Annotated in this window: 26 protein-coding genes; 21 read left to right on the top strand and 5 right to left on the bottom strand. The window is 70.0% G+C overall.

The features are described 5' to 3' along the window. Nucleotides 1–91 precede the first annotated feature (91 nt). The 16 genes from AB0A90_RS23495 (at nucleotide 92) to AB0A90_RS23420 (ending at nucleotide 10,968) form a co-directional block, all read left to right on the top strand. Nucleotides 92–412 carry a hypothetical protein gene (locus AB0A90_RS23495; protein ID WP_112681382.1) on the top strand — a complete coding sequence of 107 codons (321 nt, stop codon included), beginning with the start codon at nucleotides 92–94 and terminating at the stop codon, nucleotides 410–412. 234 nt (nucleotides 413–646) lie between these two features. After that, nucleotides 647–1,075: a DUF3307 domain-containing protein gene (locus AB0A90_RS23490; RefSeq protein ID WP_357251619.1), complete on the top strand. Its 429-nt coding sequence runs from the start codon at nucleotides 647–649 to the stop codon at nucleotides 1,073–1,075. Between the two features lie 35 nt (nucleotides 1,076–1,110). After that, nucleotides 1,111–1,296 (top strand): hypothetical protein, encoded by a 186-nt coding sequence (locus AB0A90_RS23485; protein ID WP_357251616.1) that lies wholly within the window; start codon nucleotides 1,111–1,113, stop codon nucleotides 1,294–1,296. Between the two features lie 104 nt (nucleotides 1,297–1,400). Further along, complete coding sequence (locus AB0A90_RS23480) at nucleotides 1,401–2,324, top strand: hypothetical protein (protein ID WP_357252033.1); 924 nt, start codon at nucleotides 1,401–1,403, stop codon at nucleotides 2,322–2,324. Between the two features lie 85 nt (nucleotides 2,325–2,409). Further along, on the top strand, nucleotides 2,410–3,285 hold the full coding sequence (locus AB0A90_RS23475; protein WP_357251613.1) for an FtsK/SpoIIIE domain-containing protein: 876 nt from the start codon (nucleotides 2,410–2,412) through the stop codon (nucleotides 3,283–3,285). Beyond that, nucleotides 3,282–3,491, top strand: coding sequence for a hypothetical protein (locus AB0A90_RS23470; protein WP_334503700.1), 210 nt, complete (start codon nucleotides 3,282–3,284; stop codon nucleotides 3,489–3,491). Before AB0A90_RS23475 ends, AB0A90_RS23470 begins: the two co-directional genes overlap by 4 nt. A gap of 87 nt (nucleotides 3,492–3,578) precedes the next feature. Next, nucleotides 3,579–4,019, top strand: a complete 441-nt coding sequence (locus tag AB0A90_RS23465; RefSeq protein WP_357251609.1) for a DUF6197 family protein — start codon at nucleotides 3,579–3,581, stop codon at nucleotides 4,017–4,019. Continuing rightward, the gene (locus AB0A90_RS23460; protein WP_357251606.1) at nucleotides 4,016–4,318 is read left to right on the top strand and encodes a hypothetical protein; all 303 of its coding nucleotides are present in this window, start codon (nucleotides 4,016–4,018) and stop codon (nucleotides 4,316–4,318) included. The genes AB0A90_RS23465 and AB0A90_RS23460 overlap by 4 nt, the downstream gene beginning before the upstream one ends. Then, on the top strand, nucleotides 4,315–4,719 hold the full coding sequence (locus tag AB0A90_RS23455) for an RRQRL motif-containing zinc-binding protein (protein WP_357251603.1): 405 nt from the start codon (nucleotides 4,315–4,317) through the stop codon (nucleotides 4,717–4,719). The genes AB0A90_RS23460 and AB0A90_RS23455 overlap by 4 nt, the downstream gene beginning before the upstream one ends. Then, entirely contained in the window at nucleotides 4,719–5,447 is a 729-nt protein-coding gene (locus tag AB0A90_RS23450; protein ID WP_357251600.1) for a hypothetical protein, read from the top strand. Before AB0A90_RS23455 ends, AB0A90_RS23450 begins: the two co-directional genes overlap by 1 nt. Further along, nucleotides 5,444–5,710, top strand: a complete 267-nt coding sequence (locus tag AB0A90_RS23445) for a hypothetical protein (protein WP_357251597.1) — start codon at nucleotides 5,444–5,446, stop codon at nucleotides 5,708–5,710. The genes AB0A90_RS23450 and AB0A90_RS23445 overlap by 4 nt, the downstream gene beginning before the upstream one ends. Beyond that, a complete protein-coding gene (locus AB0A90_RS23440; RefSeq protein ID WP_357251594.1) occupies nucleotides 5,710–7,518 on the top strand; it encodes a replication initiator in 1,809 nt (602 codons plus the stop codon). The genes AB0A90_RS23445 and AB0A90_RS23440 overlap by 1 nt, the downstream gene beginning before the upstream one ends. Nucleotides 7,519–7,547: 29 nt before the next feature. Beyond that, complete coding sequence (locus AB0A90_RS23435) at nucleotides 7,548–7,820, top strand: helix-turn-helix domain-containing protein (protein WP_357251591.1); 273 nt, start codon at nucleotides 7,548–7,550, stop codon at nucleotides 7,818–7,820. Beyond that, complete coding sequence (locus AB0A90_RS23430) at nucleotides 7,820–9,091, top strand: site-specific integrase (RefSeq protein ID WP_357251588.1); 1,272 nt, start codon at nucleotides 7,820–7,822, stop codon at nucleotides 9,089–9,091. The genes AB0A90_RS23435 and AB0A90_RS23430 overlap by 1 nt, the downstream gene beginning before the upstream one ends. Nucleotides 9,092–9,443: 352 nt before the next feature. Beyond that, nucleotides 9,444–10,247 (top strand): HAD-IB family hydrolase, encoded by an 804-nt coding sequence (locus AB0A90_RS23425; protein WP_357251584.1) that lies wholly within the window; start codon nucleotides 9,444–9,446, stop codon nucleotides 10,245–10,247. 88 nt (nucleotides 10,248–10,335) lie between these two features. After that, on the top strand, nucleotides 10,336–10,968 hold the full coding sequence (locus AB0A90_RS23420; RefSeq protein WP_357251581.1) for a TetR/AcrR family transcriptional regulator: 633 nt from the start codon (nucleotides 10,336–10,338) through the stop codon (nucleotides 10,966–10,968). Between the two features lie 7 nt (nucleotides 10,969–10,975). On the opposite strand, the gene AB0A90_RS23415 is transcribed toward AB0A90_RS23420, so the two are convergent. Continuing rightward, nucleotides 10,976–11,722 (bottom strand): oxidoreductase, encoded by a 747-nt coding sequence (locus AB0A90_RS23415; RefSeq protein WP_357251578.1) that lies wholly within the window; start codon nucleotides 11,720–11,722, stop codon nucleotides 10,976–10,978. A gap of 333 nt (nucleotides 11,723–12,055) precedes the next feature. Here AB0A90_RS23415 and acs point away from each other — a divergent pair, with 333 nt between their 5' ends. The 4 genes from acs (at nucleotide 12,056) to AB0A90_RS23395 (ending at nucleotide 20,982) form a co-directional block, all read left to right on the top strand. Continuing rightward, on the top strand, nucleotides 12,056–14,020 hold the full coding sequence (gene acs / locus AB0A90_RS23410) for an acetate--CoA ligase (protein ID WP_357251576.1): 1,965 nt from the start codon (nucleotides 12,056–12,058) through the stop codon (nucleotides 14,018–14,020). Nucleotides 14,021–14,288: 268 nt separating this feature from the next. Next, nucleotides 14,289–17,084: an immune inhibitor A domain-containing protein gene (locus tag AB0A90_RS23405; RefSeq protein ID WP_357251574.1), complete on the top strand. Its 2,796-nt coding sequence runs from the start codon at nucleotides 14,289–14,291 to the stop codon at nucleotides 17,082–17,084. Between the two features lie 343 nt (nucleotides 17,085–17,427). After that, nucleotides 17,428–19,878 carry an immune inhibitor A domain-containing protein gene (locus tag AB0A90_RS23400; RefSeq protein ID WP_357252029.1) on the top strand — a complete coding sequence of 817 codons (2,451 nt, stop codon included), beginning with the start codon at nucleotides 17,428–17,430 and terminating at the stop codon, nucleotides 19,876–19,878. 171 nt (nucleotides 19,879–20,049) lie between these two features. Beyond that, nucleotides 20,050–20,982, top strand: a complete 933-nt coding sequence (locus AB0A90_RS23395; protein ID WP_357251571.1) for an alpha/beta hydrolase — start codon at nucleotides 20,050–20,052, stop codon at nucleotides 20,980–20,982. 4 nt (nucleotides 20,983–20,986) lie between these two features. Here the strand turns inward: AB0A90_RS23395 and AB0A90_RS23390 are convergent, their stop codons facing one another. Continuing rightward, complete coding sequence (locus AB0A90_RS23390; RefSeq protein WP_357251568.1) at nucleotides 20,987–21,352, bottom strand: hypothetical protein; 366 nt, start codon at nucleotides 21,350–21,352, stop codon at nucleotides 20,987–20,989. Next, the gene (locus tag AB0A90_RS23385) at nucleotides 21,349–24,252 is read right to left on the bottom strand and encodes an SseB family protein (protein WP_357251565.1); all 2,904 of its coding nucleotides are present in this window, start codon (nucleotides 24,250–24,252) and stop codon (nucleotides 21,349–21,351) included. The genes AB0A90_RS23390 and AB0A90_RS23385 overlap by 4 nt, the downstream gene beginning before the upstream one ends. A gap of 152 nt (nucleotides 24,253–24,404) precedes the next feature. Here AB0A90_RS23385 and mycP point away from each other — a divergent pair, with 152 nt between their 5' ends. Continuing rightward, entirely contained in the window at nucleotides 24,405–25,628 is a 1,224-nt protein-coding gene (gene mycP, locus AB0A90_RS23380; protein WP_357251562.1) for a type VII secretion-associated serine protease mycosin, read from the top strand. A gap of 85 nt (nucleotides 25,629–25,713) precedes the next feature. Here the strand turns inward: mycP and AB0A90_RS23375 are convergent, their stop codons facing one another. Together AB0A90_RS23375 and AB0A90_RS23370 are read right to left on the bottom strand one after the other, a co-directional pair. Then, nucleotides 25,714–26,007: a WXG100 family type VII secretion target gene (locus AB0A90_RS23375; RefSeq protein ID WP_357251558.1), complete on the bottom strand. Its 294-nt coding sequence runs from the start codon at nucleotides 26,005–26,007 to the stop codon at nucleotides 25,714–25,716. Between the two features lie 22 nt (nucleotides 26,008–26,029). Then, on the bottom strand, nucleotides 26,030–26,350 hold the full coding sequence (locus AB0A90_RS23370; protein ID WP_357251555.1) for a WXG100 family type VII secretion target: 321 nt from the start codon (nucleotides 26,348–26,350) through the stop codon (nucleotides 26,030–26,032). Between the last annotated feature and the right edge of the window lie 251 nt (nucleotides 26,351–26,601).

Below are 26,601 nucleotides of genomic sequence, written 5' to 3'. Positions count from 1 at the left end.
GGACTTGACGCTCTTCCATCGATCGGCTTAGCTTGTCTACCAGCAGTCCTCTAGAGGACTAGAGCACTAGACCTAGGAAGGGGTCACGCTCATGAAGCTGTACGTGGACACCCAGAGCAAGCAGGTCCAGGTGACGAAGGACCCGGAGCCGAAGAACGACCAGAACGGCAACCAGCGGTCGGAGAAGAACACTGGCCGGCTCATGTGGTCGACCCAGGTCTTCGTACTCGACGAGACTGGCGGCGAGATCATCACCATCACCACGGCGGGTGAGAAGCCGGGCGTGACGGTGGGACAGCTCGTCGCTGTCGAGCAGTTGGAGGCCATCCCGTGGGCGACCAACGGGCGTAACGGCGTCGCGTTCCGTGCGATCACGCTGAAGCCGAAGGCTGGTAACTCGGCGGCTAAGTAGGTCCCTCGCTCACCGCACTGTGTGAGCCCTGGTGTCTCAACGCACGAAGCGGCCTGATGGTCCGCTGATCCATCGATGAATCGTCCGGAGACGGTTCTGGCTCGCACGTTTCCGGCCGTGATCACGTCAGGTGGTCACATCCCTCAAGGCACGGGGTCGGTACTGGCTCGCATACCTGCCGACCCCGTCTGCCTTTCCAACCTGTCTGCCCTCGTCATAGGGAGTGGTTGTCTCATGCTCGTCTCTGCCATCGTGTTCGCCGTTGTCGCGGCGACCCTCTACGCCGGTCACCAGGTGTCCGATCACGTTCTCGGCCAGTCCGACAAGCAAGCCGCCCACAAATCCGCCCCGGGTTGGGACGGCTGGCGTCACCTGCTGGGCCACGTGATGGCCTATCACCTCGTGGTGGTGGTCATGCTGGCCATCACCATCGCCGCCCTGGACCTGCCCGTCACCGTGATCGGGCTTGCCGCTGGGCTCGGCTTCTCCGCCGTCTCGCACGCGTTTCTTGACCGGCGGTGGCCGGTGCGCTGGCTACTCACCCACACCGGAAGCGGCGACTTCGCCGACCGTCAGGCCCCGATCTGCGGGATGTACCTGGCCGATCAGTCCCTGCACGCGGCGTGCCTCTGGGCGTCCGCGCTGCTCATCGCTTGCCTCTAACAACCCCTCACTCTGAGCAAAGGGAGATCCCTGCCATGGGAAAGAAGTACCTGTTCAGCGAGGACAGCAACGGTCGTGTCCGTGAGGTCAAGGTCGACCCGAAGCACCTGGACAAGCAGCTCGGCGAGGAGCGCGCCGCTGGGCGCACCCCGACCGTCCTCGACGAGGACGACCGCATCCGCTTCGGCCTGATCGCCAACAACCTGAAGTCCAACGACTGACCTCGGTCAGTTCGAGGAAACGAGCGCGGGGCCGGTACTGGCTCGCAACCTGCCGACCCCGCTCTCTCCAACCCATCCAACCCAGTCTCTTGGGAGGACGTGTCATGTCCAAGTCTAGCCCTCGCCGCCCCTTCGGCGGCAGATCCGGAACGGTGACGGTCATCGAGGCCAAGGTTCACCGTTCTTCCGCGCGTAACGCCCGGTTGGCGTTCGTCCTCACGGCGGTCATCGTCGGCCTTCTGTCGGCCGTGGTGACCGCTTCCTCCATTCACCCGATCCTCGCCGTGTTCGTCGGCGCGCTCATCGGCGTCCCGATCGGCGGCCTCGCCTGGGTGCTGGTGCGCATCTGGCCGGTTATCCGGCTGCTGTGGTGGTGGAGCACCGAGATCGTGCTCTCGGTCCTGCTGCTCACCTTCTGGGTGCAGCTCGCGAATCACACCTCAACCCTGGTGACCCTGATCGTGGTCGCCCTAGTCGTCGGCGTCCCCGCCGCCATCCGCCCGGTTCGCCGCCAAGTCATCGCATGGATCTGGTGCCTCGTAGTGCGCCATCGGCTGCGCGTGTGCTTCGCGCAGTTCATCATCGCCAACCAGTCCGGCAGCCTCCCGCTGATCCTGTGGGCTCGCCCCACCCCGGTCGGTGAGCGGGTCTGGGTCTACCTGCGACCCGGCCTGTCCATGACCGACCTGGAAGGCCGCCTCGACAAGATCGCCGTCACCTGCCACGCCTCGACCGCCCTGGTCGAGCGGGCCTCGGACGGCAACGCCGCCTATCTGCGGTTCGACATCAAACGCCGCGAAGTCCTCACCGCCCAGGTGAACTCGCCGCTGGTCGACGTCATCAACCCGGACACCCCCACCGCCGACCGGCCCACGCCGGTGATCCCCACGGCCCTGGACCTGCCCGACGTCGACGCACCCACCATCACCCTGCCGGCCCAGCCCAAGAAGCAGGCCACCACCGCCAACGGCAGCAAGCCCGCGGCTTCCTCGGCACCTGAGGCCGAGGACGTCTCCGACTGGATCTGACCCACCCCTATCACCTGGACGCGGGGAGCCTCTGCGGCTCGCTCGTGTGGCTCTCCGCGCCCACCAATGCCCAAGGAGGGCACCCATGACCACCACGACACCGGCCGCTGTTGGCGCGGTTCCTGTGGGGCCTGGCCTGTCGATGTTCGACCCCATCTTCGTCGGCATCGACGAGTTCGGTCAGCCCGTCTACATCACCCTCGCCTACCGCAACCTCCTCGCCGGAGGCGAACCCGGTGGAGGCAAGTCCGGCCTGCTCAACGCCATCGCCGCTCACGCCGCCCTCGCCGTCGACAGCCGCTTGGTGCTGCTGGACGGCAAGCTCGTCGAACTCGGCCAGTGGGAAGACTGCGCCGACGCGTTCATCGGCCCCGACATCACCGCCGCGCTGACCGTCCTGCGACGGCTTCAGCAGGTGATGAACAACCGCTACGCCTGGCTACGCGCCCATGGGCGCCGCAAACTCACCGCCGCTGACAACCTCTCCGTCATCACCGTCCTGGTCGACGAGATCGCGTTCTTCTCCGCCACCGTCGGCAGCAAGCAGGAACAAGAAGATTTCGTCGCGCTCCTGCGTGACCTCGTCGCCCGTGGTCGTGCCGCCGGTATCCCGGTCGTCGCCGCTACCCAGCGACCGTCCTTCGACATCATCCCCACGTCGCTGCGGGACCTGTTCGGCTACCGCGCCGCGTTCCGGTGCACCACCCCGAACTCGTCGAACATCGTGCTCGGTCACGGGTGGGCCGAGCAGGGCTACTCCGCTACCGACATCTCACCCAGCAACCAGGGCGCGGCGTACCTCATCGCCGAAGGCGGCATCCCCCGCCGCATCAAAGTCGCCTACCTGTCCGATGCCCACATCTCCGGCATTGCCGACTACGCCGCCTGGATCCGCCGACCCCGCCGGTTAGCGGACCGGGTTCCGGACCTCACTCAGGTCGACTTCGGGATCGCGGCATGACCACCCGCGAACGCGCCTACGCCCGCGCGAACAACCAACGGGCCGCCCAATTCACCGAACTGTGGATCACCGGCAGTCCCGAGGACATCGCCGTCATGGTCCAGGCCGTCGCCCGCACAGGGCGACTCGTCTACCTCTCCGCACCCACCCAAATGCCGGGCGACGACAACCGGCACCGCCGCTACCTGCGGCTACGCGCCCGCTAGATGGCCGACGGAACCGGCTCAAGCCCTGGAAAGCAAACCCGGTTCCGCCGACCCCACCAACCGCCCTACCGAAAGGACGTGGTTGCCATGAAGGCTACCCAAAACCCACCCGCACAGATCCAGGTCACACCTGCTGATCTGCTGCGGATGGCTGCCCTCTACCTACGCCGGCACGGCTGGCACCAGGGCACCTACTACGCCAACACCACTGACACCCTCACCGCGCCTGCTTGCGCTGTCGGCGCTATCGGCATCGCCGCCACCGGCCGACGAGCCGACCACTTCTACGGACTCGACTTCGACGCTCAAGTCGACTTCCGCACCACCGTCGGTGTGTTCACGACATACCTCGACGACCACCAGCCGATCTGCGTCGTCGATGACGACGGCTACCTTCTCGACGAGCACACCTCCCCCTACTCGTGGAACGACGATCCGGCCCGCACCGCCGAGCAAGTCATCTCCGCCCTTGAGACGGCTGCCGACGAGTGGGACCGCCTCCACACCCAGGGAGGCGAGAACCGATGAACACCGTCAAGCGTCCCTTGACGCCTTCCGTTCCTCGGCAGAAGCGCCGTGATGTCGTCGAGAACGACGCCTTCGCCTCGTTCGCTCGGCGCATCATCCGCGCCCACGGCCGCCGCGTCGCCACCGGCGACGTCGAAGCACTCCGCGACCTCATCGCCCTGTCCTCCGTCATCGACGACGCCATCGGTGAAGCCGTGATCGGCCTGCGGGCCTTCGGCTACTCCTGGGCCGAAATCGGCTCTCGCCTCGGCATCTCTCGCCAAGCCGCCCAACAGCGCTGGGGCGGTGACAAGCCATGACCGACCTACGCGCCGTCGACCCGGACAACCTGGCCGCACGCACCGGCATCCAGGTCGAGTTCTACGACCCGCTTGGCACCCGCTACGGATTTCCCACCTTCCCCTACCGCTGCGCGCCCACCGGTCTGGCCACCCTGCGGCAACTTCGCGCCGCCGGCCTGCGTCCCGGAGGGCATGACCCGGTCGCGCAGATCTATTGGCGGCACCGCAGCAACCGGCGGGTCGCCTACCTCTACCGCCTCGACCTCGCCAAGGCGAAGCGCACCGCTACCCCCGCGCAGCGGGAGGCCATCGCGAAAGCCCTGCTCGCTCGTCGGACCTGCCGGCACTGCGGGCAGGTGAAGCCCTACTACATCCCCCGCCGTTTCGGCTGCTGCCTCGACTGCCACGGAGGCCACTGATGCCCGCGACCAATCCGGTCAGCGCCGGCACCCGCTTGGAGGGCCTGGGCCTGGTCCTCATCCTCATCGTCGTGGGCGGCTCCGCCGGGGCCGCCTCGTTCACCCACGTCCACGACTGGACCATGGCCAACAGTCCCGACAACACCCCGGGATGGTTCGGCTGGGCCAACGCCGTCATCTCCGAACTCGTCCCCATCGCCGCTCTGCTCACCATCCGCCGACGTCGTCGCATCGGCGCTCCGATCGGCTACCCGATGGTCCTGCTCATCGCCGCCGCCGGCCTCTCCCTCGCCGCCCAACTCGCTGTTGCCAAGCCCGGCCCGTCCGGGTGGCTCCTGTCGGCGGTTCCCGCGCTGGCGTTCATGGCCCTGGTCAAACTCGTCCTGGCTCCCGCACCCACCGCGCAACCCATGGCACCGGCTTCTGAGCCGATGGAGCCGATCCGCGTTCAGGTGGCTGAGCAGGTCACCACTGAGCCGGCACCACCGGCCGCCATCACCCCGGCACCCGAGCCAACCCCGGCCGTCGAGCCGGAGCCCGTCACCGTGCCGGCATCGGAGCCGGCCGAGGTCCCCGCCCACCTGCTGCCCACTGCCCGCTTCGCGGCCGTGCAGCACGAACAAGCCACCGGGCAACCCATCACCCCCGCCGAGCTGGCCGACCGCCTCGACATCAGCACGGTCATCGCCGGGAAGCTCCTCGCCACCATCCCCCGGGGTGCCCGATGACCATCGTCCTGGTCGACATCGAGCAGGTCACCCACACCTGCCCCGCCTACCCCGACGCCCACCCCTTCGACATCCGCCGAACCCTCATCGACGTCATCCCCGGCGGTCCCTGCCGCACACCGGTCACCATCCGCTGCGGCGACACCACCGCCCTGATCCCGTGCCGCCGGCACGAACCGGCCAAGCGCCAGTGCAGCGCCTGCCGGGTCATCGTCACCGAACACACCATCACCACCCGCCACCTCACCGAGGTACGCGGCTGATGGCCTCGACGCTGGACCTCACACCCCGGACCATCACGGCCCGGGGTGTGGGCTCGAACGCCGACACCATCCCCGTCCACGACTACACCGCCGAAGGCTCCGCCTTCACCCGCGCCACCCAACCCGACTACTTCGGGTGGCTGGAACACGTCCGCGCCGCCGCCGGCTGCACCCGCCCCATCCGCCTCGCCGGCCAACTCCTCACCGTCGAGCAGGGCACCGGCCGTGTCCTCGACGCCCGGCACACCGACGCCATGCCCGACGCCGCGATCTACACCGCCTGCGGCAACCGCCGCGCCACCGTCTGCCCCGCCTGCGCTGGCGTCTACCAACGCGACGCCTACCAACTCCTGCGCGCCGGCCTCATCGGCGGCAAAGGCGTCCCCGACACCGTCACCCAGCACCCGGCGGTGTTCGCCACGTTCACCGCACCGTCCTTCGGGACCGTGCACACCCGGGCGGTCAAGCGGCACACCTGCGGCAACCGCAAACGCTGCGACTGCCGGCCCGACCCGTGCCACGCCCGCCGCGCCACCGACCCCACCGCCGGCCTCTGCCCCCACGGTCGACCGGCCGTCTGCTGGGCCAGGCACGAGGCCGGAGACGCTGTCCTCGGGCAGCCGCTGTGTTTGGACTGCTACGACCACACCCACCAGGTTGTGTGGAACCTGTTCTCCGGGGAGTTGTGGCACCGCACCAAGCAAGCCGCGGAACGTTGGCTGGCGAAACTCGCCCGCCGTCGGGGGATTCCTCGCGTCCACGTCGTCACCGCCTCCGGCAACATCCGCAAGGTCCCGCCGGTTCGGCTGTCCCACGGGAAGGTGGCCGAGTTTCAGGCACGCGGAGCGGTGCACTTCCACGCCCTGGTGCGCCTCGACGGCGTCCACCCCGACGACCCCACCGCCGTCATCCCACCACCGGCCGCCTTCACGGTCGCCGACTTGGACGACGCGATCCGGGCCACCGTCGAACAGGTCGCCTTTACTACCCCGACCCACCCTGACCAGCCCGAAGGCTGGCCGATCGCTTGGGGTGACCCAGGCAAGGGGCTCGACATCCGACCCATCAGCCTCACCGGAGACGGCGAGGTCACTGACAGCATGGTTGCGGGCTACCTTGCCAAGTACGCCACCAAAAGCACCGAGGTAACCGGGCACCGCTCCGTCAGGCTCGACGCCGACTCCATCGGCGAGTACGCCGACCCCGACGGCGACCACACCGCCCGCCTCATCGATGCCTGCTGGCACACTGGCCGACCCACCGGAACACCCGTCCCGCTGTCCCAGCGGCCCCGGGACCACCGGCCCACACCCGGCTACGGGAAGCGCTGGGAGTGCCCCAACTGCGGCACCCACACTCGCTACGCCGCCTGCCCCGTCTGCGTCGCCCACCGTCAAGCCGCCCTTGACACCGAACCGACGAAACCAACAACGGGCAACCCTTACGCCCGGCTGCGTCGGTGGGCGCACATGCTCGGCTTCGGCGGTCACTTTCTCACCAAAGCCCGCCGCTACTCGGTGACCTTCCAACTCCTGCGCGACACCCGCGTCACCTTCCGACGCCACGAACATGAGGACCAGGCCGACGAGCAGCCCGGCACGCTCCGCGCCGTCGACCACCTCGACCAGGACACGACGCTCATCGTCGGCACCCTCACCTTCGCCGGCGTCGGCTGGCACACCACCGGAGACGCACTCCTCGCCAACACCGCCGCCGCCATGGCACGAGAGCGACGAACCACCGGCCGCGAAGAACTCGCCCACGAACTCGGCACCACCCCGGCCGATACCGCGTCGGCCGCTGCCTGACCCCGACAGACCTGAGGAGGTCACCCGTCATGAGCACCACTGCCCGACCCAGCCCGGTTGTTCGGCTCGTCCCTCGCAACGGGGCAGTCGTCGTCGAGCCGGTCACCTACACCGTCCGGGAGGTCGCCAAGCTGCTCGGCCTCTCGCTCGGGAGCACCTATGCCCTCGTCCGGGACGGAACGATCCCCGCAACCCGTCTCGGCGGTCGCTGGCTCATCCCGCGCACCCGGTTCCATGCCTGGCTCGACGGCGTCACCGAGCAACCCGCCGCGACCGGCACCGAGTACGGCCGGAGGCACTGATGGGCTTCGTCCGCAAGACCCCGGCTGGCACCTTCCGCGCTTGCTGGCGTGACCCTGCCGGTGGGCAGAAGTCCAAGAGCTTCCGCACGAAGCGGGAGGCCAACGCCTTCCTAACGGAGGTCGAGAGCGGCCTGAACCGGGGCACCTACGTCAACCCGCACGCCGGTCGTACCCGCTTCGGCGACTTCGCCCAGCAGTGGCTTGCCACTCGGGCCGTCGAGGCCCGCACCAGTGAGCGGACCGTCTCCATGCTCCGTACGCACGTCTTGCCGAAGTGGGGTGACTGGCCGCTCGGGAAGGTCGACTTCATGTCGGTGCAGGCGTGGGTAACCGGCCTCGGTCGGGACCTCGCCCCCGCCACCGTGGCCAAGTGCTACCAACTGCTGTCGATGATCCTTCGCACGGCGGTTCAGGCGCGGCTGATCGCCACCAACCCCGCCGAAGGGGTGAAGCTGCCACGCGACCGGTCACGCGACGTCAAGCCGGTCCCGATCAGCCGGGAGGACTTCCTCGGCCGGCTACTGCCCGTCGTCCCGCCCCGACACCGGGCAATCGTCTCCACCGCCGCCGGAGCCGGATTGCGCTGGGGTGAGTGCGCCGGGCTGACGTGGTCCTCGGTCGACCTCGACCGGGCATCGCTACGCGTGGTCCAGGTGGCGGAGGAAACGCACGGCGGGATCGTTCTGCGCCCATACCCGAAGAGTCGCGCCGGAGTGCGGACCGTGCCACTGCCCGGCTTCCTCCTGGCCGCGCTCCACGAGCTGCACACCGCCGCCAACGATCCGGACCCACGCACCCTGGTCTTCCGCGACCGGGTTGGGCGCCCACTGCGCCGGTCGAACTTCCGGCGTCGGATCTGGCTGCCCTCGCTCGTCCGCGCTGGTCTGCTCGGCCAGGTGGCCAATACCGGTCCGCACCGGTACCGCGCTACCTGGCCCGATCGGGAGGGCATCGAGTGGTCGACCGAGTTCACCACCGAACGGGATGCCGTCGCCTGCGTCGCGGCCAAAGCTGTCGGCGGGATGCGGTTCCACGATCTGCGGCACGCCTACGCCACGTGGCTGGTTAGCGACGGCGTCCCGATCAACCTAGTGCAGCGGGTCATGGGCCACGAGCAAGCCTCCACGACGCTCAACCGGTACACCCACACCCCGCACGACTACGCCGCTCGCGTCCTGGAGGCATTCGACGGCTCTGCTGCCTCTCTGCTGCCTCCGGCCGCAGACACGCCGGCCCTGGACGGTCTGGACGGGCCGGAGGACGACCTGTGAGCTGTGGTGGAGCGCTTCCAGCACAAAGGGACGACCCCCGTCGGGGGGAGACGGGGGTCGTCGAAGGTTCGGCTCCGGGGGGGTCGAGCCGAACCACTCAGCGGCCACGGGGGGTGCAACCGCTGAGGGTCTTTGTCTGTTTCGGGGATGTGAAAGCTCGTCGTACGGACAAGTCTGCCTGAGCGGACCCGTCACGTCGAGTGGTGCCGACCCCACTCAGTGCGAAAATCTCCTTGCGGAGTGTGAGCGTGATCACGCAGAGCGGGATTTGTGGTGTCAGCCCGCAGGTCTGAGGGGTGGCTTGACCCCGGGCACCCGCCGACGATAGACCATCCGGCTAGACTTTCGCGCCGTGGGCCGAAGTGCCGCTTTCTTCGATCTGGACAAGACCGTCATCGCCAAGTCGAGCGCCCTGGCGTTCGGTCGGCCGTTCTACCGGGACGGGCTGATCACCCGGCGTGACGTGGTCAAGTCGGCGTACGCGCAGCTGATGTTCCGGCTGGGCGGCACCGACGAGCAGACCATGGCCCGAACACGGGACTACCTGGCTGCGCTCTGCAAGGGCTGGCAGGTGGAGCAGGTCCGCCAGATCGTCGCGGAGACGCTGCATGAGCTGATCAACCCCTACGTGTACGCCGAAGCCGCTGTCCTGATCGCGGAGCACCAGGCCGCCGGGCGGGACGTGGTGCTGGTGTCGGCGTCGGGCGAGGAGATGGTCCGGCCGATCGGCGAGCTGCTCGGGGTCACCGACGTGATCGCCACCCGGATGACGGTTCGGGACGGCCGGTACAGCGGCGAGGTCGAGTTCTACGCGGCCGGTCCGAGCAAGGTCGAGGCGGTCGGCGAGTTGGCCGCCGCCCGGGGTTACGACCTGGCCGACTCGTACGCCTACTCCGACTCGTACAGCGATCGTCCGCTGTTGGAGTGTGTCGGTCATCCGAGTGTGGTCAACCCGGACCGGCAGCTGCGCAGGCTGGCCGCGGAGAACGCGTGGCCGGTGCTGGAGTTCCGGCACCCGATCCCGCTGGGTCGCCGCCTGCGGGAACGGCCCGCCGTGCCGGTGGCTGCTGCGGCCCTGGGTGTCGGGGTGGGTGTGGCCATCGGTATCGCCTGGTACGGCCGGCATCGCCGGACCCGCGCCGCCGCGACCGCCTGACCGGTCCGGGCTTCGCCACCTGGCTCGGCCGACTGGTCAGCGATGCGATGATCGCACCGCCGCACCCGGCCCGGCCCCGAGGAGAGCCATGTCCGACACCAAACAGCGCCTCCTCGACGGCACCATCGCCGCCATCCGGGAGCACGGCATCGCCGGCGTCTCCGCCCGTACCATCGCCGCCGCCGCCGGGGTGAACCAGGCGCTCGTCTTCTACCACTTCGGCACGGTCGACGTCCTGCTCGCGGCGGCCTGCCGGACCAGCACGGCCGCGCGGGTCCAGCACTGGTCGGCACGGTTGGCCTCGGCCGGTTCGCTGCGCGAACTGCTCGCCGTCGGGCGGGCGCTGCACGACGAGGAACGCCAGCTCGGCAACGTCACCTTCCTGGCCCAGATGCTGGCCGGGGCACAGGCGGACCAGCGGATGGCCGCGCCGACGGCCGCGGCGCTCCAGCTCTGGGTGGACGAGATCGAGGCGGTCCTGCGCAGGCTGCTCGCCGGGTCACCGTTCGTCGAGGTGGCCGACGTGCCCGGCCTGGCCCGCGCGGTGTCGGCCGCGTTCATCGGGCTGGAGCTCTACGAGGGGGTGGACCGGGCGGGCGCCGACCAGGCGTTGGCCGCGCTCGACCAGCTCGCGCTGCTGCTGGAGATCGTCGACGACCTCGGGCCGATCGCCCGCCGAGCGCTGCAAACCAAGGTCAACCGCGCGGTACGGCGGGAGTGACCGCCACTCAGGCGGCGGCGAGGATCTCGTCGCCGATGACGGTGAGCTGGTCGGCGCCGACCTCGACCGCCGCCAGGTAGTGGCGCAGCCACGAGCGCAGCCCGTCCGGGGTGCCGGTGGCGAAGGCGCCGGCCGAACCGACGTACTCGGGCTCCCGCTCGCGGTGACCGACGTCGACGGCGAGCAGCCCACGTGGGTCGAGGCCGCTGGCGAGCAGCACCAGTCGGGCGGCGCCCCGGGCCACCACGCCGGACGGCCCGGCGAACGGGCGCAGGTTCAGCAACTCGCCGTGAACCACGGCGGCGAGCACCAGCGGTGAGACGGTGCTGCCGCCGGCGACCAGCCCGGCCAGCCCGTCCAGCCGGGCGGCGACCACGGGGTCGGCCACCGGCCGGCCCAGCTCGGCCTCCGGCACCAGGTCCCGGGCGGCGAGCACGTGCAGTTTCGCGAGAGCCTGCCGCGGGGCCTTCGGCCAGAGCTCACTCAGACCGGGCAGCGCCCCGGCGACCCGCAGCGCCCCCTGGAGCACGGGATCGGTGACGGTGCCGGCGCGGACCGCCTCGCGTTCGTGCCCGGCCCCCTCCAGGGCGGCGCTGGCCACCGCCGAACGGAGGCTCACCTCGGCGGCGACCTGCCCGCCGTGCCGGCGCAGCGCGCGGTGCCCGAGCGCCTGGTCGAACCGCTCGCGGGCACGATCGACGGCGGCGGCGATATCGGCGAGCGCGAGCAGGGGTGCGAGCGGGTCGGTGGTCACCCCGCCACGCTAGCGACCCGGGCCGGCCCGGCGGGGCGCACCCGGCCGTAGCGCGACCCGGACCACCCGCCGCCCCGGTGCCCCGGTCAGGACGACACCCGCCGCGGGCAAGGTCAACACGGGTTCGTTGAAGTCGGGGTGTCCGCCTGGCCTGGACACCGCGACGTCAAGAAACCGGTGTCGATCAAGTGCCTCGTGTGGCGACGGGCCGTCGGGCGCGCGGCGGGAGCCGCTCGGCGCGACCGGGGCGGGCAGCGGTCGCCGGCCGGAGGACCCGGGACTACCCTCGTGCCCAGCGAGACGCAGGTCACCCGAGGACGAAGGAGTCACGGCATGAGCGAGGCATTGGCAAATCTGCTGAACGAGACGCGCCAGTTCCCCCCGCCGGCCGAACTCGCCGCGCACGCCAACGTCACCATCGACGCGTACGCGGAGGCCGACACCGACCGCCTCGCCTTCTGGGCGAAGCAGGCCGACCGACTGGCCTGGTCGAAGAAGTGGGACGAGGTGCTCGACTGGTCGAACCCGCCGTTCGCGAAGTGGTTCGTCGGTGGGCAGCTCAACGTGGCGTACAACTGCCTGGACCGGCACGTCGAGGCGGGTCGGGGCGACAAGGTCGCCATCCACTGGGAGGGCGAGCCGGGCGACACCCGGACCCTCACGTACGCCGACCTGCACGAGCTGACCTGCCGGGCGGCGAACACGCTCACCGAGCTGGGTGTGACGGCCGGCGACCGGGTGGCGATCTACCTGCCGATGATCCCGGAGGCGGCGGTCGCGATGCTGGCCTGCGCCCGGATCGGCGCGGCACACAGTGTGGTCTTCGGCGGCTTCTCCGCCGACTCGCTGAGCAACCGGATCCAGGACGCCAGCGCCAAGGTGGTGATCACCGCTGACGGCGGCTACCGGCGGGGGAAGCCGTCGGCGCTGAAGCCGACCGTGGACGAGGCGGTGGCGAGCTGCCCGTCGGTGGAGCACGTGCTGGTGGTCCGCCGTACCGGCGAGGACGTGGCCTGGTCGGAGCGGGACCACTGGTGGCACGAGACGGTGGAGACCGCGTCGGCCGAGCACACCGCGCAGCCGTTCGACGCCGAGCACCCGCTGTTCATCCTCTACACCAGCGGCACCACGGCCCGCCCGAAGGGCATCCTGCACACCACCGGCGGCTACCTGACCCAGGCGTCGTACACGACGCACGCCGTCTTCGACCTCAAGCCGGAGTCGGACGTCTACTGGTGCACCGCCGACATCGGTTGGGTCACCGGCCACTCATACATCGTGTACGGCCCGCTCTCGAACGGCGCCACGCAGGTGATGTACGAGGGCACCCCGGACACCCCGCACAAGGGCCGGTTCTGGGACATCGTGGAGAAGTACAAGGTCAGCATCCTCTACACCGCTCCGACGCTGATCCGCACGATGATGAAGTGGGGCGAGGACATCCCGGCCGGGCACGACCTGTCGTCGCTGCGGCTGCTCGGCAGCGTCGGCGAGCCGATCAACCCTGAGGCCTGGATGTGGTACAGGGAGTTCATCGGCGGCGGAGCGCTGCCCATCGTCGACACCTGGTGGCAGACCGAGACGGGCGCCATCATGATCTCCCCGTTGCCGGGGGTGACCGCGACCAAGCCGGGATCGGCGATGGCCCCGCTGCCGGGCATCGTGGCCGACGTGGTCGACGACCAGGGCCAGTCGGTGCCGAACGGTGGCGGCGGTTACCTGGTGCTGCGCGAGCCGTGGCCGTCGATGCTGCGCACCATCTGGGGTGACGACAACCGGTTCATCGAGACCTACTGGAGCCGGTTCGAGGGCATGTACTTCGCCGGTGACGGTGCCAAGAAGGATGACGACGGGCACATCTGGCTGCTCGGCCGGGTCGACGACGTGATGCTGGTGTCCGGGCACAACATCTCGACCACCGAGGTGGAGTCGGCACTGGTGTCGCACCCGTCGGTGGCCGAGGCGGCGGTGGTGGGCGCGACCGACCCGACCACCGGGCAGGCCATCGTCGCGTTCGCCATTCCGCGCGGCAGCACCGACATCGCCGGCGACGCCGGTGAGCAGCTCATCGCCGAGCTGCGCAACCACGTGTCGAAGACGCTCGGGCCGATCGCCAAGCCGCGGCAGATCATGCTGGTGGCGGAGCTGCCGAAGACCCGCTCCGGCAAGATCATGCGGCGGTTGCTGCGCGACGTCGCGGAGAACCGGTCGCTCGGTGACGTGACCACGTTGCAGGACTCCTCGGTCATGGAGTTGATCTCCTCGGGGATGAGCGGGGCCAAGTCCGACGAGGACTGACGACAGGCGTACACACCGGAGGGTGGCGGTCCGTGCGGACCGCCACCCTCCGTCGTTTCTTACGGGTACGACTCACACCGGCGCGCGACTGTCACATCGGTCGGTCGGCTGACCCGATAGCGGCTAAACGGCCACAGACGGTGGGCCACCTCTGTCCTTTCGGCCAGTTGTGACTTAGGTTCACGCAGGTTGGCAGAGTTCGACACTCGTCACATCGACGGTCGAGCAACCCCACGTCCTCCTCCCCATGCCCGAGAAACGGAGCGGCATGAACCACAAAACCCAGTCCGGGTCGCGGCGACGACTACTCGTCGCACTGCCCGCCATCGCCCTCGCGGCCACGTCACTGACCGTGACCGGCAGCGCGGCAGCCCAGTCGGCGTCCCCGACGCCCCGGGCGGTGATCGGCGCGGATGAGCACTACATCAACTACGCCGAGCCCGAGGTGCAGCCGGACACCACCGGCCGCGAGGTGAAGGGCAAGGGTGGCGTCTACACCCCTGCCATGCAGTCCGCGCGCGAGTTCGACCAGAAGCACGCTCGGGGCAACCCGGTGACCGCGCGGCAGCTGGCCAAGGACGAGGCCAAGTCGCTGAAGACCGGCCAGAACCCCCGCAAGTTCAAGAAGGCGCCGACCACGCAGACGGCGAAGCTGTTGACGCTGCTTGTCGAGTTCAACGACAAGGCCAACGACGACTTCACCGACGTGATGGTGCCGAAGACGGTGTTCGAGGACCGCACCTGCGTGCCCGGCACCGTGCAGAACGGCCCGAAGCACAACAAGATCCCGGACCCGTCGCGGCTGCCGCACGAGGACAACAACTCGATGTGGGTGCCGGACTTCTCGCCGTCGCACTACAACAAGATGCTCTACAGCAAGAAGGGCATCACCGAGCGGGTCCGCACGGACCTGCGGGGCCCGGACGGCAAGAAGGGCATCGACCTGTCCGGCCGCACCATGCACAACATGTACCTGGAGATGTCCAAGAACGCGTACACGGTGGACGGGCAGTCCAGCCCGTGGATCACCGTGCCGCACTCGGAGGGCTGGTACGCGGCCAACCGCTGCTTCCAGGACGAGACCGGCGCGTGGGTTCCCGGCCGTGAGCAGTCGATGAACGGCCACCCGGACAACCCGGCCGGCGCGGGCCGCCTGGCGACCGACGCGATCGACGCGCTCGTCGCGAAGGACCCGACCTTCCCGTGGGCCGACTACGACATCGAGGACCAGGCCGACCGCGACGGTGACGGCAACGTCTACGAGCCGGACGGCGTGATCGACCACCTCGTGCTGGTGCACGCCGGGCAGGGCAAGTCCCGCGGTGGCGGCGACCAGGGCGTGTACGCCGTGTGGGCGCACTCCTCCACGGTCGCCGGTGGTTACACCATCCCGGGCACCAACCTGAAGGCGTCGAACTACATCGTGCAGCCGGAGGACGCCGGCGTCGGCGTCTTCGCCCACGAGTTCGGCCACGACCTGGGCCTGCCGGACCTCTACGACACGTCCGGCAACGCCGACTCCGACGTGGACTTCTGGGACCTGATGGCCTCGGGCTCGCACTCGGGTGAGATCTTCCAGGCGCTGCCCACGCACATGGGCATCTGGGACAAGTGGGTGCTCGGCTGGGCCGACCCGCTGACCATCCGCCCCGGGTCGAACCCGCGTGAGGTGAAGCTCGGCCAGACCTCGCGTACGCCGATCGACTCCGAGGACGGCATCAAGGTCGACCTGCCGGACAAGGTGACGACGCTGGCCACCCCGCACAGCGGCACCAAGATGTGGCACAGCAACAACGACCAGGAGTGGGCCGACGTCAAGCTGAGCCGCTCGGTCGACGTGCCGGCGGCAGCCGACTCGAAGTTCTGGATGTGGAACAACTACATCATCGAGGAGGACTGGGACTACGGCTTCGTCGAGCTCTCCACCGACGGCGGTACGACCTGGACCGAGCAGAAGGTGTACGACGAGGCCGGCACGGCGGTCACCACGCCGGACGGCTACGCCGACCCGAACGGCCGGATGACCGACTTCGGCGGCAAGAAGTACGGCCTGACCGGCAGCACCGACGGCTGGCGGCACGACTACGTCGACCTGTCGGCGTACGCCGGGACGACCGTGCAGCTGCGACTGCGTCAGGCCACCGACGAGGCGTTCCAGGAGCGCAACTGGTTCGTCGACGACTTCTCGGTCACCGGCGGCGGCGCCACCACCTGGAGTGACGACGTCGAGGGCGGCGCCAACGGCTGGACGGCCACCGTCGGCACCTTCGTCGACACCACCGGCGGGGGCTGGAAGGTCTCCAGCGGCACCGAGGTCCACGCGCAGTTCTACCTCGCCGAGTGGCGCAACTTCGACGGCTTCGACAAGGGCCTGAAGTACGCGTACGACACGATCTACTCGCACGAGGCGTGGAAGGTCGACCGGATCTCGTACAACGCGCCGGGCATGCTCGTGTGGTACCGGGACAGCGCGCTCGGCGACGTCAACCACGTCACCGGGCAGATGACCGCGCTGCCCAGCTACGGCGCGAAGGGCGGGTTGCTCATCGTCGACTCGCACTTCGACCCGTACCGCCGTACCGGCGTGGCGGCCGAGAAGGACCCGTCGGTGACGGACAACCTGCCCAGCCGCCCGCAGTCGGCCAACGCGGCCTTCACGCTCCAGAAGACGTACCCCTTCACGGAGTGCCTGGAGGCGGCGGACGAGCCGTACAGCGAGTACTGCACCAAGTTCAAGGCGCAGGCGCCGGTGAAGTCCTTCACCGATGCCAAGACCTGGTACCCGGGCATCGAGATGCGCGACGGGGCCGCGTACGCCCGGGACAACGACGCGTCGGTTGTCGTTCCGTCGCGGAACAACGCGCCGTACACCACCCGGGTCACCCACCCGGACGGTAGCCCGGCGCCGGAGTTCTACGGCGTCACCCTGGGCGGCGGCGCGATCGTGCTGGGCACCGGCAACCCCGGTGACGCGGGCGTGAACTACGGCGTGTCGCTCACCATCAAGAAGGCCGCGAAGGACAACTCGTCCGCGACGATCTTCGTCACCCCGGCGAAGAAGTGACGATCTGCTGAGCGGTAACCGATAACAGCGGTGTGGTGGGGCCGGTGGCGAAGACGCCTCCGGCCCCACTGTCGTACATCGATCAGATTGATCGAGATATGTCGTTGCGCGCCGGAACGATCGGCCCGCCGCAGGTCAATGTGGCTGGTAAAGCGTTGGGGGTGTGACGGCGGAACGCATTCCCAACAAAATCTTGCAACAAATCGACGCGTTCATCTTCCCAGGTGTCCCAGCAGTAACTATGTTCACCCTTGGTCCCACTCGTGGGATCGATCTCCCACCGGCCCGTACCCCCGTGGGGCCGGTTCCCTCACACCGGAGGTACCACGTGCGCAAAGTCGCAGTGGGTCTGCTCGGGCTCTCACTGACGGCGACAGGCCTGGCTTTCGGCCCGTCCGCCTCGGCGGCGCCTCAGCCCAAACTGCCGGTAGCAGCACCTGCCGCTGCCGAACCGCAGGCACTGAAGGATGAGCTCCCCGACACGCTCGAGGACAAGCGCCGCGCCCTGCGCGAGCAGGGTCTCAGCGACGTGCTGAGCGGTCGTAGCAAGCCGATCGAGCGCAACGGCAGCACTGTCGTCAAGGTTGGCGAGGTCGGCAAGGCTGCGGCCAGCACCAACGCCCGCTCCGCCGCTGGCGCTCAGGACACCCAGGATCAGTACGTCGAGCTTGAGCGTGAGAAGACCGACAAGATCTTCGTGATCCTTGCCGAGTTCGGTGACGAGCGGCACCCGTCCTACCCGGACAAGGACATGAACCCGGACATCGCCGGTCCGGCGACGTTCGAGGGTCCGCTGCACAACAAGATCCCCGAGCCCAACCGGGCCGTGGACAACTCCACCATCTGGCAGCCGGACTTCAGCCCGGAGCACTTCCGCCAGATCTACTTCGGCACCAACCCGGGCGACGAGTCGCTCAAGCAGTACTACGAGGCACAGTCCTCGGGTCGCTACACCGTCGAGGGTGAGGTGACCGACTGGGTCAAGGTCCGGTACAACGAGGCCCGCTACGGGCGCTCCGACGACCCGATCCCGGACCCGGTGGTCGGCCAGCCGATCGACCCGCGGGACGACCGGGCCGTCTGCGCCGACAACGTCTGCTCGAACACCTGGAACCTGATCGCCGACGCCGCCAACCAGTGGGTCGTCGACCAGAAGGCCAAGGGCCGGACGGACGCGCAGATCACCGCGGACATGAAGTCCTTCGACCAGTGGGACCGGTTCGACTTCGACCACGACGGCAACTTCAACGAGTCGGACGGCTACATCGACCACTTCCAGATCGTCCACTCCGGCGGCGACCAGGCCGACGGTGACCCGCAGCAGGGTGAGGACGCGATCTGGAGCCACCGCTGGTCGGCTTTCAACAGCTCGAACGTCGGCCCGGCGAACAACCGGGCTGGTGGCACCCAGATCGGCAACACCGGCATCTGGATCCGCGACTACACGATCCAGCCGGAAAACGGCGGCCGCAGCGTCTTCTACCACGAGTACGCCCACGACCTGGGCCTGCCGGACGACTACGGACCGGCGGACAACAACAACGAGCACTGGACCCTGATGGCCCAGAGCCGGCTCGGCGCCAAGAACGACGCCGGCATCGGCGACCGGGGCGGCGACCTCGGCGCGTGGAACAAGCTCCAGCTCGGCTGGCTCGACTACAAGGTGTTCGTGGCCGGCCAGGACAAGAAGCTGGACCTCGGTCCACAGGAGTACAACTCGGAGAAGGCACAGGCCGCCGTGGTGGTACTGCCCAAGCGGGAGTACACCTTCAACTACGGCGCACCTGTCGAGGGCTCCAAGCAGTACTTCTCCGGTAACGAGGACGACCTCGACAGCAGCATGACGAGGACGTTCGACCTCACCGGGAAGTCCTCCGCGGCGCTGTCGCTCAAGGGCAAGTACAGCATCGAAGCCAACTACGACTACCTCTACTTCGAGGCGTCGACCGATGGTGGCCAGAACTGGATCGACCTGAACGGCACGGCCAACGGCCAGCCGATCGGCGTCGACGGCGTCGGCCGCCCGGCCCTCTCCGGCAGCAGCAACGGCACCTGGGTCGACATCAACATCCCGCTGACGGCGGTCGCCGGCAAGGCGGCGCAGGTTCGCCTGCACTACGTCACCGACGGCGGTGTCTCCGAGGGTGGTTTCTTCGGTGACGCGATCACCGTGACCGCCGACGGTCAGACCGTGTTCAGTGACGGCGCCGAGACCGACGCCGGCTGGACGCTCGAGGACTTCCAGGTGGTCGGCGCGACCTACACCCGGCTGTTCGACAACTACTACATCGCCGGCAACCGGTCGTACGTCTCGTACGACAAGTACCTGAAGACCGGCCCGTACTTCTTCGGCTACGCGAACACCCGCCCGGACTGGGTGGACCACTACGCGTACCAGGAGGGCCTGCTCATCTCGTACTGGAACACCCGCTGGTCGGACAACAACACCGCGCCGGTGTCGCAGTCCAACCCGGGTGGTCACCCCGGTGAGGGTCGCAACCTGTACATCGACGCGCACCCGGAGCCGATCTACAACCTGACCGGTGCTCCGTGGCGGGCCCGGATCCAGGTCTACGACGCGCCGTTCAGCCTCAAGAAGGCCGACTCGTTCACCCTGCGCCTCAACAGCCAGCCGCAGTACATCCGCGGTGAGGCTGCGCAGCCCCTGTTCGACGACACCAAGAAGTACTTCTACGAGGAGCTGCCGAACCACGGCGTCAAGCTCCCCGCGACCGGTGTCAAGATCAAGGTTCTGGAGCAGAACGGCACCTCGATGAAGATCCGGATCTTCTGACCGACGATCCCGCACCACCCAGCGGCGCCCGGGCAGCTCGTCTGCCCGGGCGCCGCCCTTTGTCCAGCCGGCACCGCGAACCCTCCACCCGGTAGGGGACAACCCGGGCTTCTCCCTGTTCAACGCGACCGCCGGGGCCGCCTGCGACAACGGGGTCCTAGGCTGTCTGCCATGACCGACCAGCGCGGCGGAGTCGTCGACGAGTCCTGTGTCCTCACCGAGGGGCCGTGGACGCACCGTTTCGTCGGCGCCAACGGCACCCGGTTCCATGTGGTCGAGGCCGGCACCGGGCCGATGGTGCTCTTCCTGCACGGCTTCCCGGAGCACTGGTGGGCGTGGCACCAGATGCTGCCGGCGGTCGCCGACGCCGGCTTCCGGGCGGTCGCCGTCGACCTGCGCGGCTACGGCGCCAGCGACAAACCACCCCGGGGGTACGACGGTTACACCCTCGCGGCCGACATCGCCGGGTTGATCCGTGCGCTCGGTGAACGGTCGGCGACGATCGTCGGCAGCGGCGTCGGCGGCATGGTGGGCTGGACGGTGGCCTCCTTCCATCCGCCCCTGGTCCGCCGCCTCGTGGTGTTGGGGGCACCACATCCGTTGCGACTGCGCGCCGGCATCTTCGCCGACCCGCGCGGGCAGTTCGCCGCCTCCACACCCGCGCTGAAGTTTCAGCTACCCCGCTACGAGCACGTACTGACCCGGGACGGCGCGGCGGCCATCGCGGAGATTCTGCGTCGCTGGGGTGGGCCACGTTGGGTCGCCGGGTCGGACTTCGAGGCGTACGCCGAGCGGTGCCGGGAGGCGATGTGCATCCCGCAGGCCGCGTTCTGCGCGCTCGAGGGTTACCGCTGGGCGTTCCGCTCGCTGCTGCGGCTGCACGGCTACCGGTTCGTCCGCCTCATGCAGAAGCCGCTGGCCACCCCGACCCTGCAACTGCACGGCGCACTGGACACCGCCTCCCTGCCGCGTACCGCCCTGGGCTCCGGCCGCTACGTCGTCGCCCCCTACGAGTGGCGGCTGCTGGACGGGGTGGGGCACTTTCCGCACCTGGAGGCACCGGAGTTGGTGCTCGGCGAAATCCTGCGCTGGGCCAAGAGCTGACCGCTCAGACCCGCTGCTCCCGGAGGTCGGTGACCTCGGAGGCCGGCGCCCAACCCTGGTAGACGCCGAAGTCGAAGACCTCCAGCCGCATCGCCTCGGCCACCGGCCAGCGGCCACCCGTGTATTCGACCCGCAACCAGGCGTCGTGCTCGCCGAGCACGATGAATGGCTGCCCCTGCCAGGTGCAGGTGGTCCGGACGTACGCCAGGTCCTCGATCTCGCTTGCCGGCAGCACCCGGACGTACCGGCCGGCGCGGACCTCCTCGAAGCCCTCGCCCGGCTCTCGTTGGTAGAGGCGGATGCTGTCGCCATCGGGGCTGGCCTGGTATTCCCGGCCCTGCCACCGGGCCACGTAACCGTCGCGCATCACGCCTCACCGACCCGTCGCCAGACCACCGTGTCGGTGTCCAGTTCGGCGATCACCCGCTCGGTGCTGTCCGCGCCGATCCGCCAGAGCTGTGCGCCGTGCGGAAGGCGCGCGCTGTCCACCTTGAACTCGGCCACCACGTCGCTGCTCTCCCCCGGGGCGAAGCCGTTGCCCCGGAAGGGGGGACGCTCGATGACCCACCCCTCCATGGCCCGCATCGCCGGCTCGTTCTGACCGCCGTAGGGGATCCGGTAGAGGCTCGGCCGGTGCGCCGGCCAGCGCAGCACGTAGATCTCCTCGGCGTCCCGGGCGAACGGCGAACCGGGGTAGCTGAGGCCGAGCGCGTCGTGCACCTGCGCGGGCGTGGTCAGGTGGGCCAGCTCACCGGCCCGGTGCACGAAGCCGGAGACCCGGTCGTACCCGCGATCCAGATAGTAGGCGAGTTGGCTGGGCGCGACCGCCTTCTGCATGACCGTCGGTCGGGTCGGGTCGACCGCCGTGGGGGCGTACCGGGGGCGGGCGGTGGGCTCCGCCACGGCCGGCGCTTCCTCCGGGTCCACCTCCAGGTCGTCGCCGAGCCCCACCTCGGCGGCCCAGTTGGCCAACGCGACGATCTGCTCACCGGGCAGCTTGGCACCGACCGGCGTGCCCGGGTTCACCGCGAACGACCAGTCCTCGTCGGGCCACCGCCGGATCAGTTGGGCGAACTTCACGCGGACGGTGACCACGTCGCCCTCGACGTGGTCGGCGAGGCGTTCCGGTGACGTGTAGACCACCACGTACGTCTCACCGTCGAGCTGCGCCGTCCGCCAGACGAAGCCCGAATCACCGGGACGGCTGCCCGGCAGCGAATCCGGGGCGGCCGGTAGCAGCACCCGGGCCAGCAGCAGGGTGGACAGGAACGTGTCGGTGCTGCCGGCACCTGCGGCACCGAGGAGGTCCTCCTCGACGGTGTTGGCCGGCTCGAACTCGACCGGGGCCGGCTCGTCGACGGGCGGCGGCTGTCCGGCGGCGTCCACGGTCGCGTGCTCGCCGCCGACCCGATCCGCGCCGGTCACGCCGACCGACGAGCCGTCGACGTCGGTGCGATCGCCACCGACCGCGACGCCGCCGCGGTCGTCGGTGTGCCCACTGCCGACGCCGCCGAGGTCGTCCGGGGTGTGGCCCCCGTCCGACGGGCCGCTGGAGGGCGGCGCCGATGGACTCGGACCGGGGTCGAACGACGCGGGACCGGACGGGCTGGGGCTGAAGGACGACGGCCGGAACAGGTCCGGACCGGAGGGCGCCGGCACGTACGGCGGCGGGGCGGCCTGGGCCGGGCGGGACGGCCGGGCCGCGTCGAACAGGCCGCTGGTCTCGACCGGCTCGGTGAGGTCGCGGGACTCGATGATGGTGCCCTCGATGACGATGGGCGTGAAGCCGCGGCGCGGCGCGGGCGGGCTGGAGACCGGTTCCGCGACGGACGCCGACAACTCCTCCACCGGCCCGAATCGGCTCGGCCGGTCGTGCGGGATCGCCTGGGTCTCGTCCGCCGACGGGCTGGGCCGCTCCGACACCCGGCTCAGCGGCTGCTCACCTGTCATCCGGAAGGCGCGGGTCGGCTCCTCGGCCATCGGGGCTGGTCGGCGCGGTGGCAGGGGCTGGGTGATCTCCTCGCCGGGCGCGGGTGCGCGTACCCCTCGGAACGCGCCGAGGTCGCCGGCCGGCGGTCGCAGCGGCCTGGTGGCGTCCGGGTCCGTCATCGGGAAGGCCCGGGTAGCGGCCTCCTCGGCCGGCGCATCGGCCGGACGGCGACGGGGGAAGGGTTGGCTGCCGCGCCCGAAGCGGGTCGGCGGGGCCGCCCGGTCAGCGGGGCGCCCCCCGCCCAGCGGCGGGTCGGACGCCCGCTCCCGGGCGGTGGTCGGTTCGAAGAAGGAGCGCCGAGCGGGCTGGGGGCCGCCGTTGCCGTTGGCCGCTGCCGGGCCGCCGGCGTCGCTGGGCCGATTCGCTGCCGGCCAGCCCACGCCCGGCCCGGGGGCCTCGGCCGGACCGGCACCGGGACGGTCGGTGGGTGCCAACGGCGTGAACCGGGACGGCCGCCCGCTGCGGGGCAGGGCGCCGATGCCCGGCGCTCCGGGTTGGGGCGGGGCGCTCCGGTGCCGCTGACCGGCGGCGGGTAGGTCCTCCTCGTAGGGTCGGCGCGACGGCTCGACGGGGCCGGGCGTCCGCGACGCCGGGCCGGGCGCCGGCGGGGCGCCGGCCGGCCGGCTCGCCGGATCCCACGCGGCCCTCCGGGGCGGAACCGGAGCAGGTGGCACCGGAGCAGCGGGAACCGGAGCAGGCGGCACCGGAGCCGGCGGAACCGCGGCAGGCGGTACCGGAGCCGGCGGGACCGGGGTGGGGCCGGACGGTGTCGCACCCGTCGTGGGTGGCGATCCAGCAGCCGGCGCGGCGTCCCGACCGGGCGTGCCGGTGCGGGTACGGGCCAGGGTCTCCGCCCGCTCCAACCGGGCGCGGGCACCCATGGCACGGCCGGGTAGGCGCACGTCGCCTCGGGAGAGCTGAGACACGAACCACGCTGGCAGGTAGCCCTCGACCGGCAGACCCGGGTTGACCGCGAGCCACCACTCCTGGTTGGGCCAGCCGACCGCGAGGTCGGCGAAGGGAACGCGTCGGTTGGTGCCGGGGTGCTCACCGAGGCAGACCCGCAGCGCGGCGGCGGATGTGAAGGCCAGCACGTGCGTCCGGCCACCGGTGGTCCAGGTGCCCCACCCGGGTGGTGCCTGGCCGGGCTGCGCCGGCGCGGAGACCGGCAGCAACAGGTCGGTGCGGGACAGGAGTCGGAAGTAGAGCTCCTGATCGTTGGCGCTCAGCGCGTCGCGCATCGCCACCTCGGCCTCCGTGGCCGGCTCCCATGCGGTCACGGCCACCTCCCCTTCCGAGAACAGGCCACAGGTATCGCGTACAACCTACAAGGTGGTACCAAGATCACAATGGCTGGCCGTCGACGGTCCGCCGGGGCACGGGCGAGCCGATAACATCCCGTTCCGGAGCCGACACGATACGGAGGCTGTCGATGTCCCGATCGATCACGCGCCCGGTCCTCGCAGGTCTGGCCGTCAGCGTGCTGACCGTACCGGTCCTCCCGACCGTCGCCGCCACCGCCAGGCTCCGGACGGCACCGGCGTGCGCGACCCCACTCGCCCCCGTCCAGCCGGTCACGGCCACACCGTGGCCACAGCAGCGGTACGACCCGACCCGGCTCGCGCCGCTGGCCACCGGCGCCGGGGTGACCGTCGCGGTGGTCGACTCGGGGGTGGACCGGGTGCACCCCCAACTGGCGGGGCGCGTGCTGGCCGGCACCGATCTGCTCGACCCCGGCGGTGACGGCAGTCGGGACTGCGCCGGGCACGGCACCGGTGTGGCGAGCATCATCGCGGCCGCGCCCCAGCCCGGAGTCGCCTTCCGCGGCCTGGCGCCGGATGCCCGGATCATGCCGGTGCGGGTGAGTGAGCAGCAGGTGGTGCAGGGGCGCGAGTCGGGGCGCACGGTCAGCGCCGACGAGTTCGCCCAGGCCATCCGGTGGGCCGTCGACCACGACGCCGACGTGGTGAACCTGTCGGTCGTGTTGTACGCGGACGACCCGGAAGTAAGTTCGGCCGTGCGGTACGCAGTCGACCGGGACGTGGTGCTGGTGGCCGCCGCCGGCAACCTGCACGACGGCGGGGATCCCCGACCGTTTCCCGCCGGCTACGACGGGGTGCTCGGCGTGGGGGCGATCGGCGCGGACGGTGGACGGGCGGCCTTTTCGCAGACCGGTTCGTACGTCGACCTGGTCGCGCCGGGCAGCGACGTGCTGACCGCCGCGCCCGGGTCGGGCCATCATCAGGTCGAGGGCACCAGCTACGCCGCGCCGTTCGTGGCCGCCACCGCCGCGTTGCTGCGCGAGTACCGGCCCGAGTTGACCGCAGCCCAGATCGCGGAACGGATCGTCGCCACCGCCGATCCGGCTCCCGACGCGGGCCACGGCGGCGGGTACGGTGCCGGCGTGCTGAACCCGTACCGGGCGGTCACCGAGACCAGCGGTGGCCGCGCGGCCGATCCTCGACCGGTGGCCGTGCTCGCCGACGACCGGGCCGACCCGGCACTGCTGGCCCGCCAGGCCCGCCGGGCGACCGCGCAGAGGCGCGCCCTGCTGGTCGCCGCGGTAGTCGGCACGGTGGCGGCCAGCGTGGCGCTGCTCGCTCTGGTGGTGCCCCACGGAGCCCGGCGACGCTGGCGCCCGGCCGACCCGGCCTGACCCCGACAGCCGACCGCCCGGACCGACGACCTCCGGCGGGCGGGTGGCTGACCGGGACACGGTCAGCGCTCCCGACCCACCGCGTTCACTGGAACAGCCCGGTGTTCTTCTTTTCGGTGTCCAGGTAGTCGGTGGCCGAGTCGTGCACCGCCACCTTGATGTCCCGCAACATCGCCTGGAGATCCTGCGAGGCGGACCGCCACCGTGCCTGCCGCTGCTCGTAGGCCTGACGGGCCTCACCCGTCCAACTCGCCACCAGCGGGGCGGCGTCTCGTTCGAGTTGACCGAGCTGCGAGTCGAGCGTGTTCAGCGCCTTTTGAATGTCCGCGCCGGCCTGCTGAAGCGCGGCGAAGTTGACGACCAGCACACCATGGTCCATCGGATTTCCCTCCCGAGCGGGATCAGAGCGGCAGCTGGATGCCGCCGCGATTGGTGCCGGCAACCCGGCTGGCCACCTCGTCGTCGGAGACGTCGTACTGCCGGCCGGCGGTGCGGATCGCCCCGGCGGTCTCCCGCAGCGCCCGGTGCAGCGCCACCTGGTCCTGGGACCACTGCTGTTTGACCTGCTCGAACGACCGGCCGCCAGCACCACGCCAGGCCTGCTGCAACACCTGCAGCTCGGCCAGCAGGCCGGTCAACATGGACTGCAACGACTGGTCGATCTGCTCGAACTTCGCGGCGGTCTGCTGCATCACCGCGGCTTCTGCCTGGGTCTGGGACACCCGGACGTCACCTCGTCTCCCTGATCGCGCCTTGGCCGTCGACGCGCCCGCCCTGTGAACGCGTCGTTCGCTTGGCCCGGTCGTCGAGCACTGAGACGCGGGTCAGCGATGACTTCGTGGCTGACGGTAGCGGCCTCGTTGCGGTTCTGCTACCCCTCACGTCTCCCCTGTGGACAACCACATGAGCCATCGGTCGCTTACGATGTGCCGCAGCCACGTCGCGGCGAGTGACGGGCCGTCGGAGGGCGGGC

The organism is Micromonospora sp. NPDC049204, assembly GCF_040647935.1.
Classification (GTDB): domain Bacteria; phylum Actinomycetota; class Actinomycetes; order Mycobacteriales; family Micromonosporaceae; genus Micromonospora.
Note: the sequence above shows the minus strand (reverse complement) of the source record. Positions and strands in the feature narration are given on the sequence as shown.

Excerpts from the sequence above, each read along its gene's own strand:
- AB0A90_RS23495 (WP_112681382.1), top strand. The coding sequence starts at position 92 with ATGAAGCTGTACGTGGACACCCAGAGCAAGCAGGTCCAGGTGACGAAG.
- AB0A90_RS23490 (WP_357251619.1), top strand. The coding sequence starts at position 647 with ATGCTCGTCTCTGCCATCGTGTTCGCCGTTGTCGCGGCGACCCTCTAC.
- AB0A90_RS23485 (WP_357251616.1), top strand. The coding sequence starts at position 1,111 with ATGGGAAAGAAGTACCTGTTCAGCGAGGACAGCAACGGTCGTGTCCGT.
- AB0A90_RS23480 (WP_357252033.1), top strand. The coding sequence starts at position 1,401 with ATGTCCAAGTCTAGCCCTCGCCGCCCCTTCGGCGGCAGATCCGGAACG.
- AB0A90_RS23475 (WP_357251613.1), top strand. The coding sequence starts at position 2,410 with ATGACCACCACGACACCGGCCGCTGTTGGCGCGGTTCCTGTGGGGCCT.
- AB0A90_RS23470 (WP_334503700.1), top strand. The coding sequence starts at position 3,282 with ATGACCACCCGCGAACGCGCCTACGCCCGCGCGAACAACCAACGGGCC.
- AB0A90_RS23465 (WP_357251609.1), top strand. The coding sequence starts at position 3,579 with ATGAAGGCTACCCAAAACCCACCCGCACAGATCCAGGTCACACCTGCT.
- AB0A90_RS23460 (WP_357251606.1), top strand. The coding sequence starts at position 4,016 with ATGAACACCGTCAAGCGTCCCTTGACGCCTTCCGTTCCTCGGCAGAAG.
- AB0A90_RS23455 (WP_357251603.1), top strand. The coding sequence starts at position 4,315 with ATGACCGACCTACGCGCCGTCGACCCGGACAACCTGGCCGCACGCACC.
- AB0A90_RS23450 (WP_357251600.1), top strand. The coding sequence starts at position 4,719 with ATGCCCGCGACCAATCCGGTCAGCGCCGGCACCCGCTTGGAGGGCCTG.
- AB0A90_RS23445 (WP_357251597.1), top strand. The coding sequence starts at position 5,444 with ATGACCATCGTCCTGGTCGACATCGAGCAGGTCACCCACACCTGCCCC.
- AB0A90_RS23440 (WP_357251594.1), top strand. The coding sequence starts at position 5,710 with ATGGCCTCGACGCTGGACCTCACACCCCGGACCATCACGGCCCGGGGT.
- AB0A90_RS23435 (WP_357251591.1), top strand. The coding sequence starts at position 7,548 with ATGAGCACCACTGCCCGACCCAGCCCGGTTGTTCGGCTCGTCCCTCGC.
- AB0A90_RS23430 (WP_357251588.1), top strand. The coding sequence starts at position 7,820 with ATGGGCTTCGTCCGCAAGACCCCGGCTGGCACCTTCCGCGCTTGCTGG.
- AB0A90_RS23420 (WP_357251581.1), top strand. The coding sequence starts at position 10,336 with ATGTCCGACACCAAACAGCGCCTCCTCGACGGCACCATCGCCGCCATC.
- acs (WP_357251576.1), top strand. The coding sequence starts at position 12,056 with ATGAGCGAGGCATTGGCAAATCTGCTGAACGAGACGCGCCAGTTCCCC.
- AB0A90_RS23405 (WP_357251574.1), top strand. The coding sequence starts at position 14,289 with ATGAACCACAAAACCCAGTCCGGGTCGCGGCGACGACTACTCGTCGCA.
- AB0A90_RS23395 (WP_357251571.1), top strand. The coding sequence starts at position 20,050 with ATGACCGACCAGCGCGGCGGAGTCGTCGACGAGTCCTGTGTCCTCACC.
- mycP (WP_357251562.1), top strand. The coding sequence starts at position 24,405 with ATGTCCCGATCGATCACGCGCCCGGTCCTCGCAGGTCTGGCCGTCAGC.
- AB0A90_RS23375 (WP_357251558.1), bottom strand. The coding sequence starts at position 26,007 with ATGGACCATGGTGTGCTGGTCGTCAACTTCGCCGCGCTTCAGCAGGCC.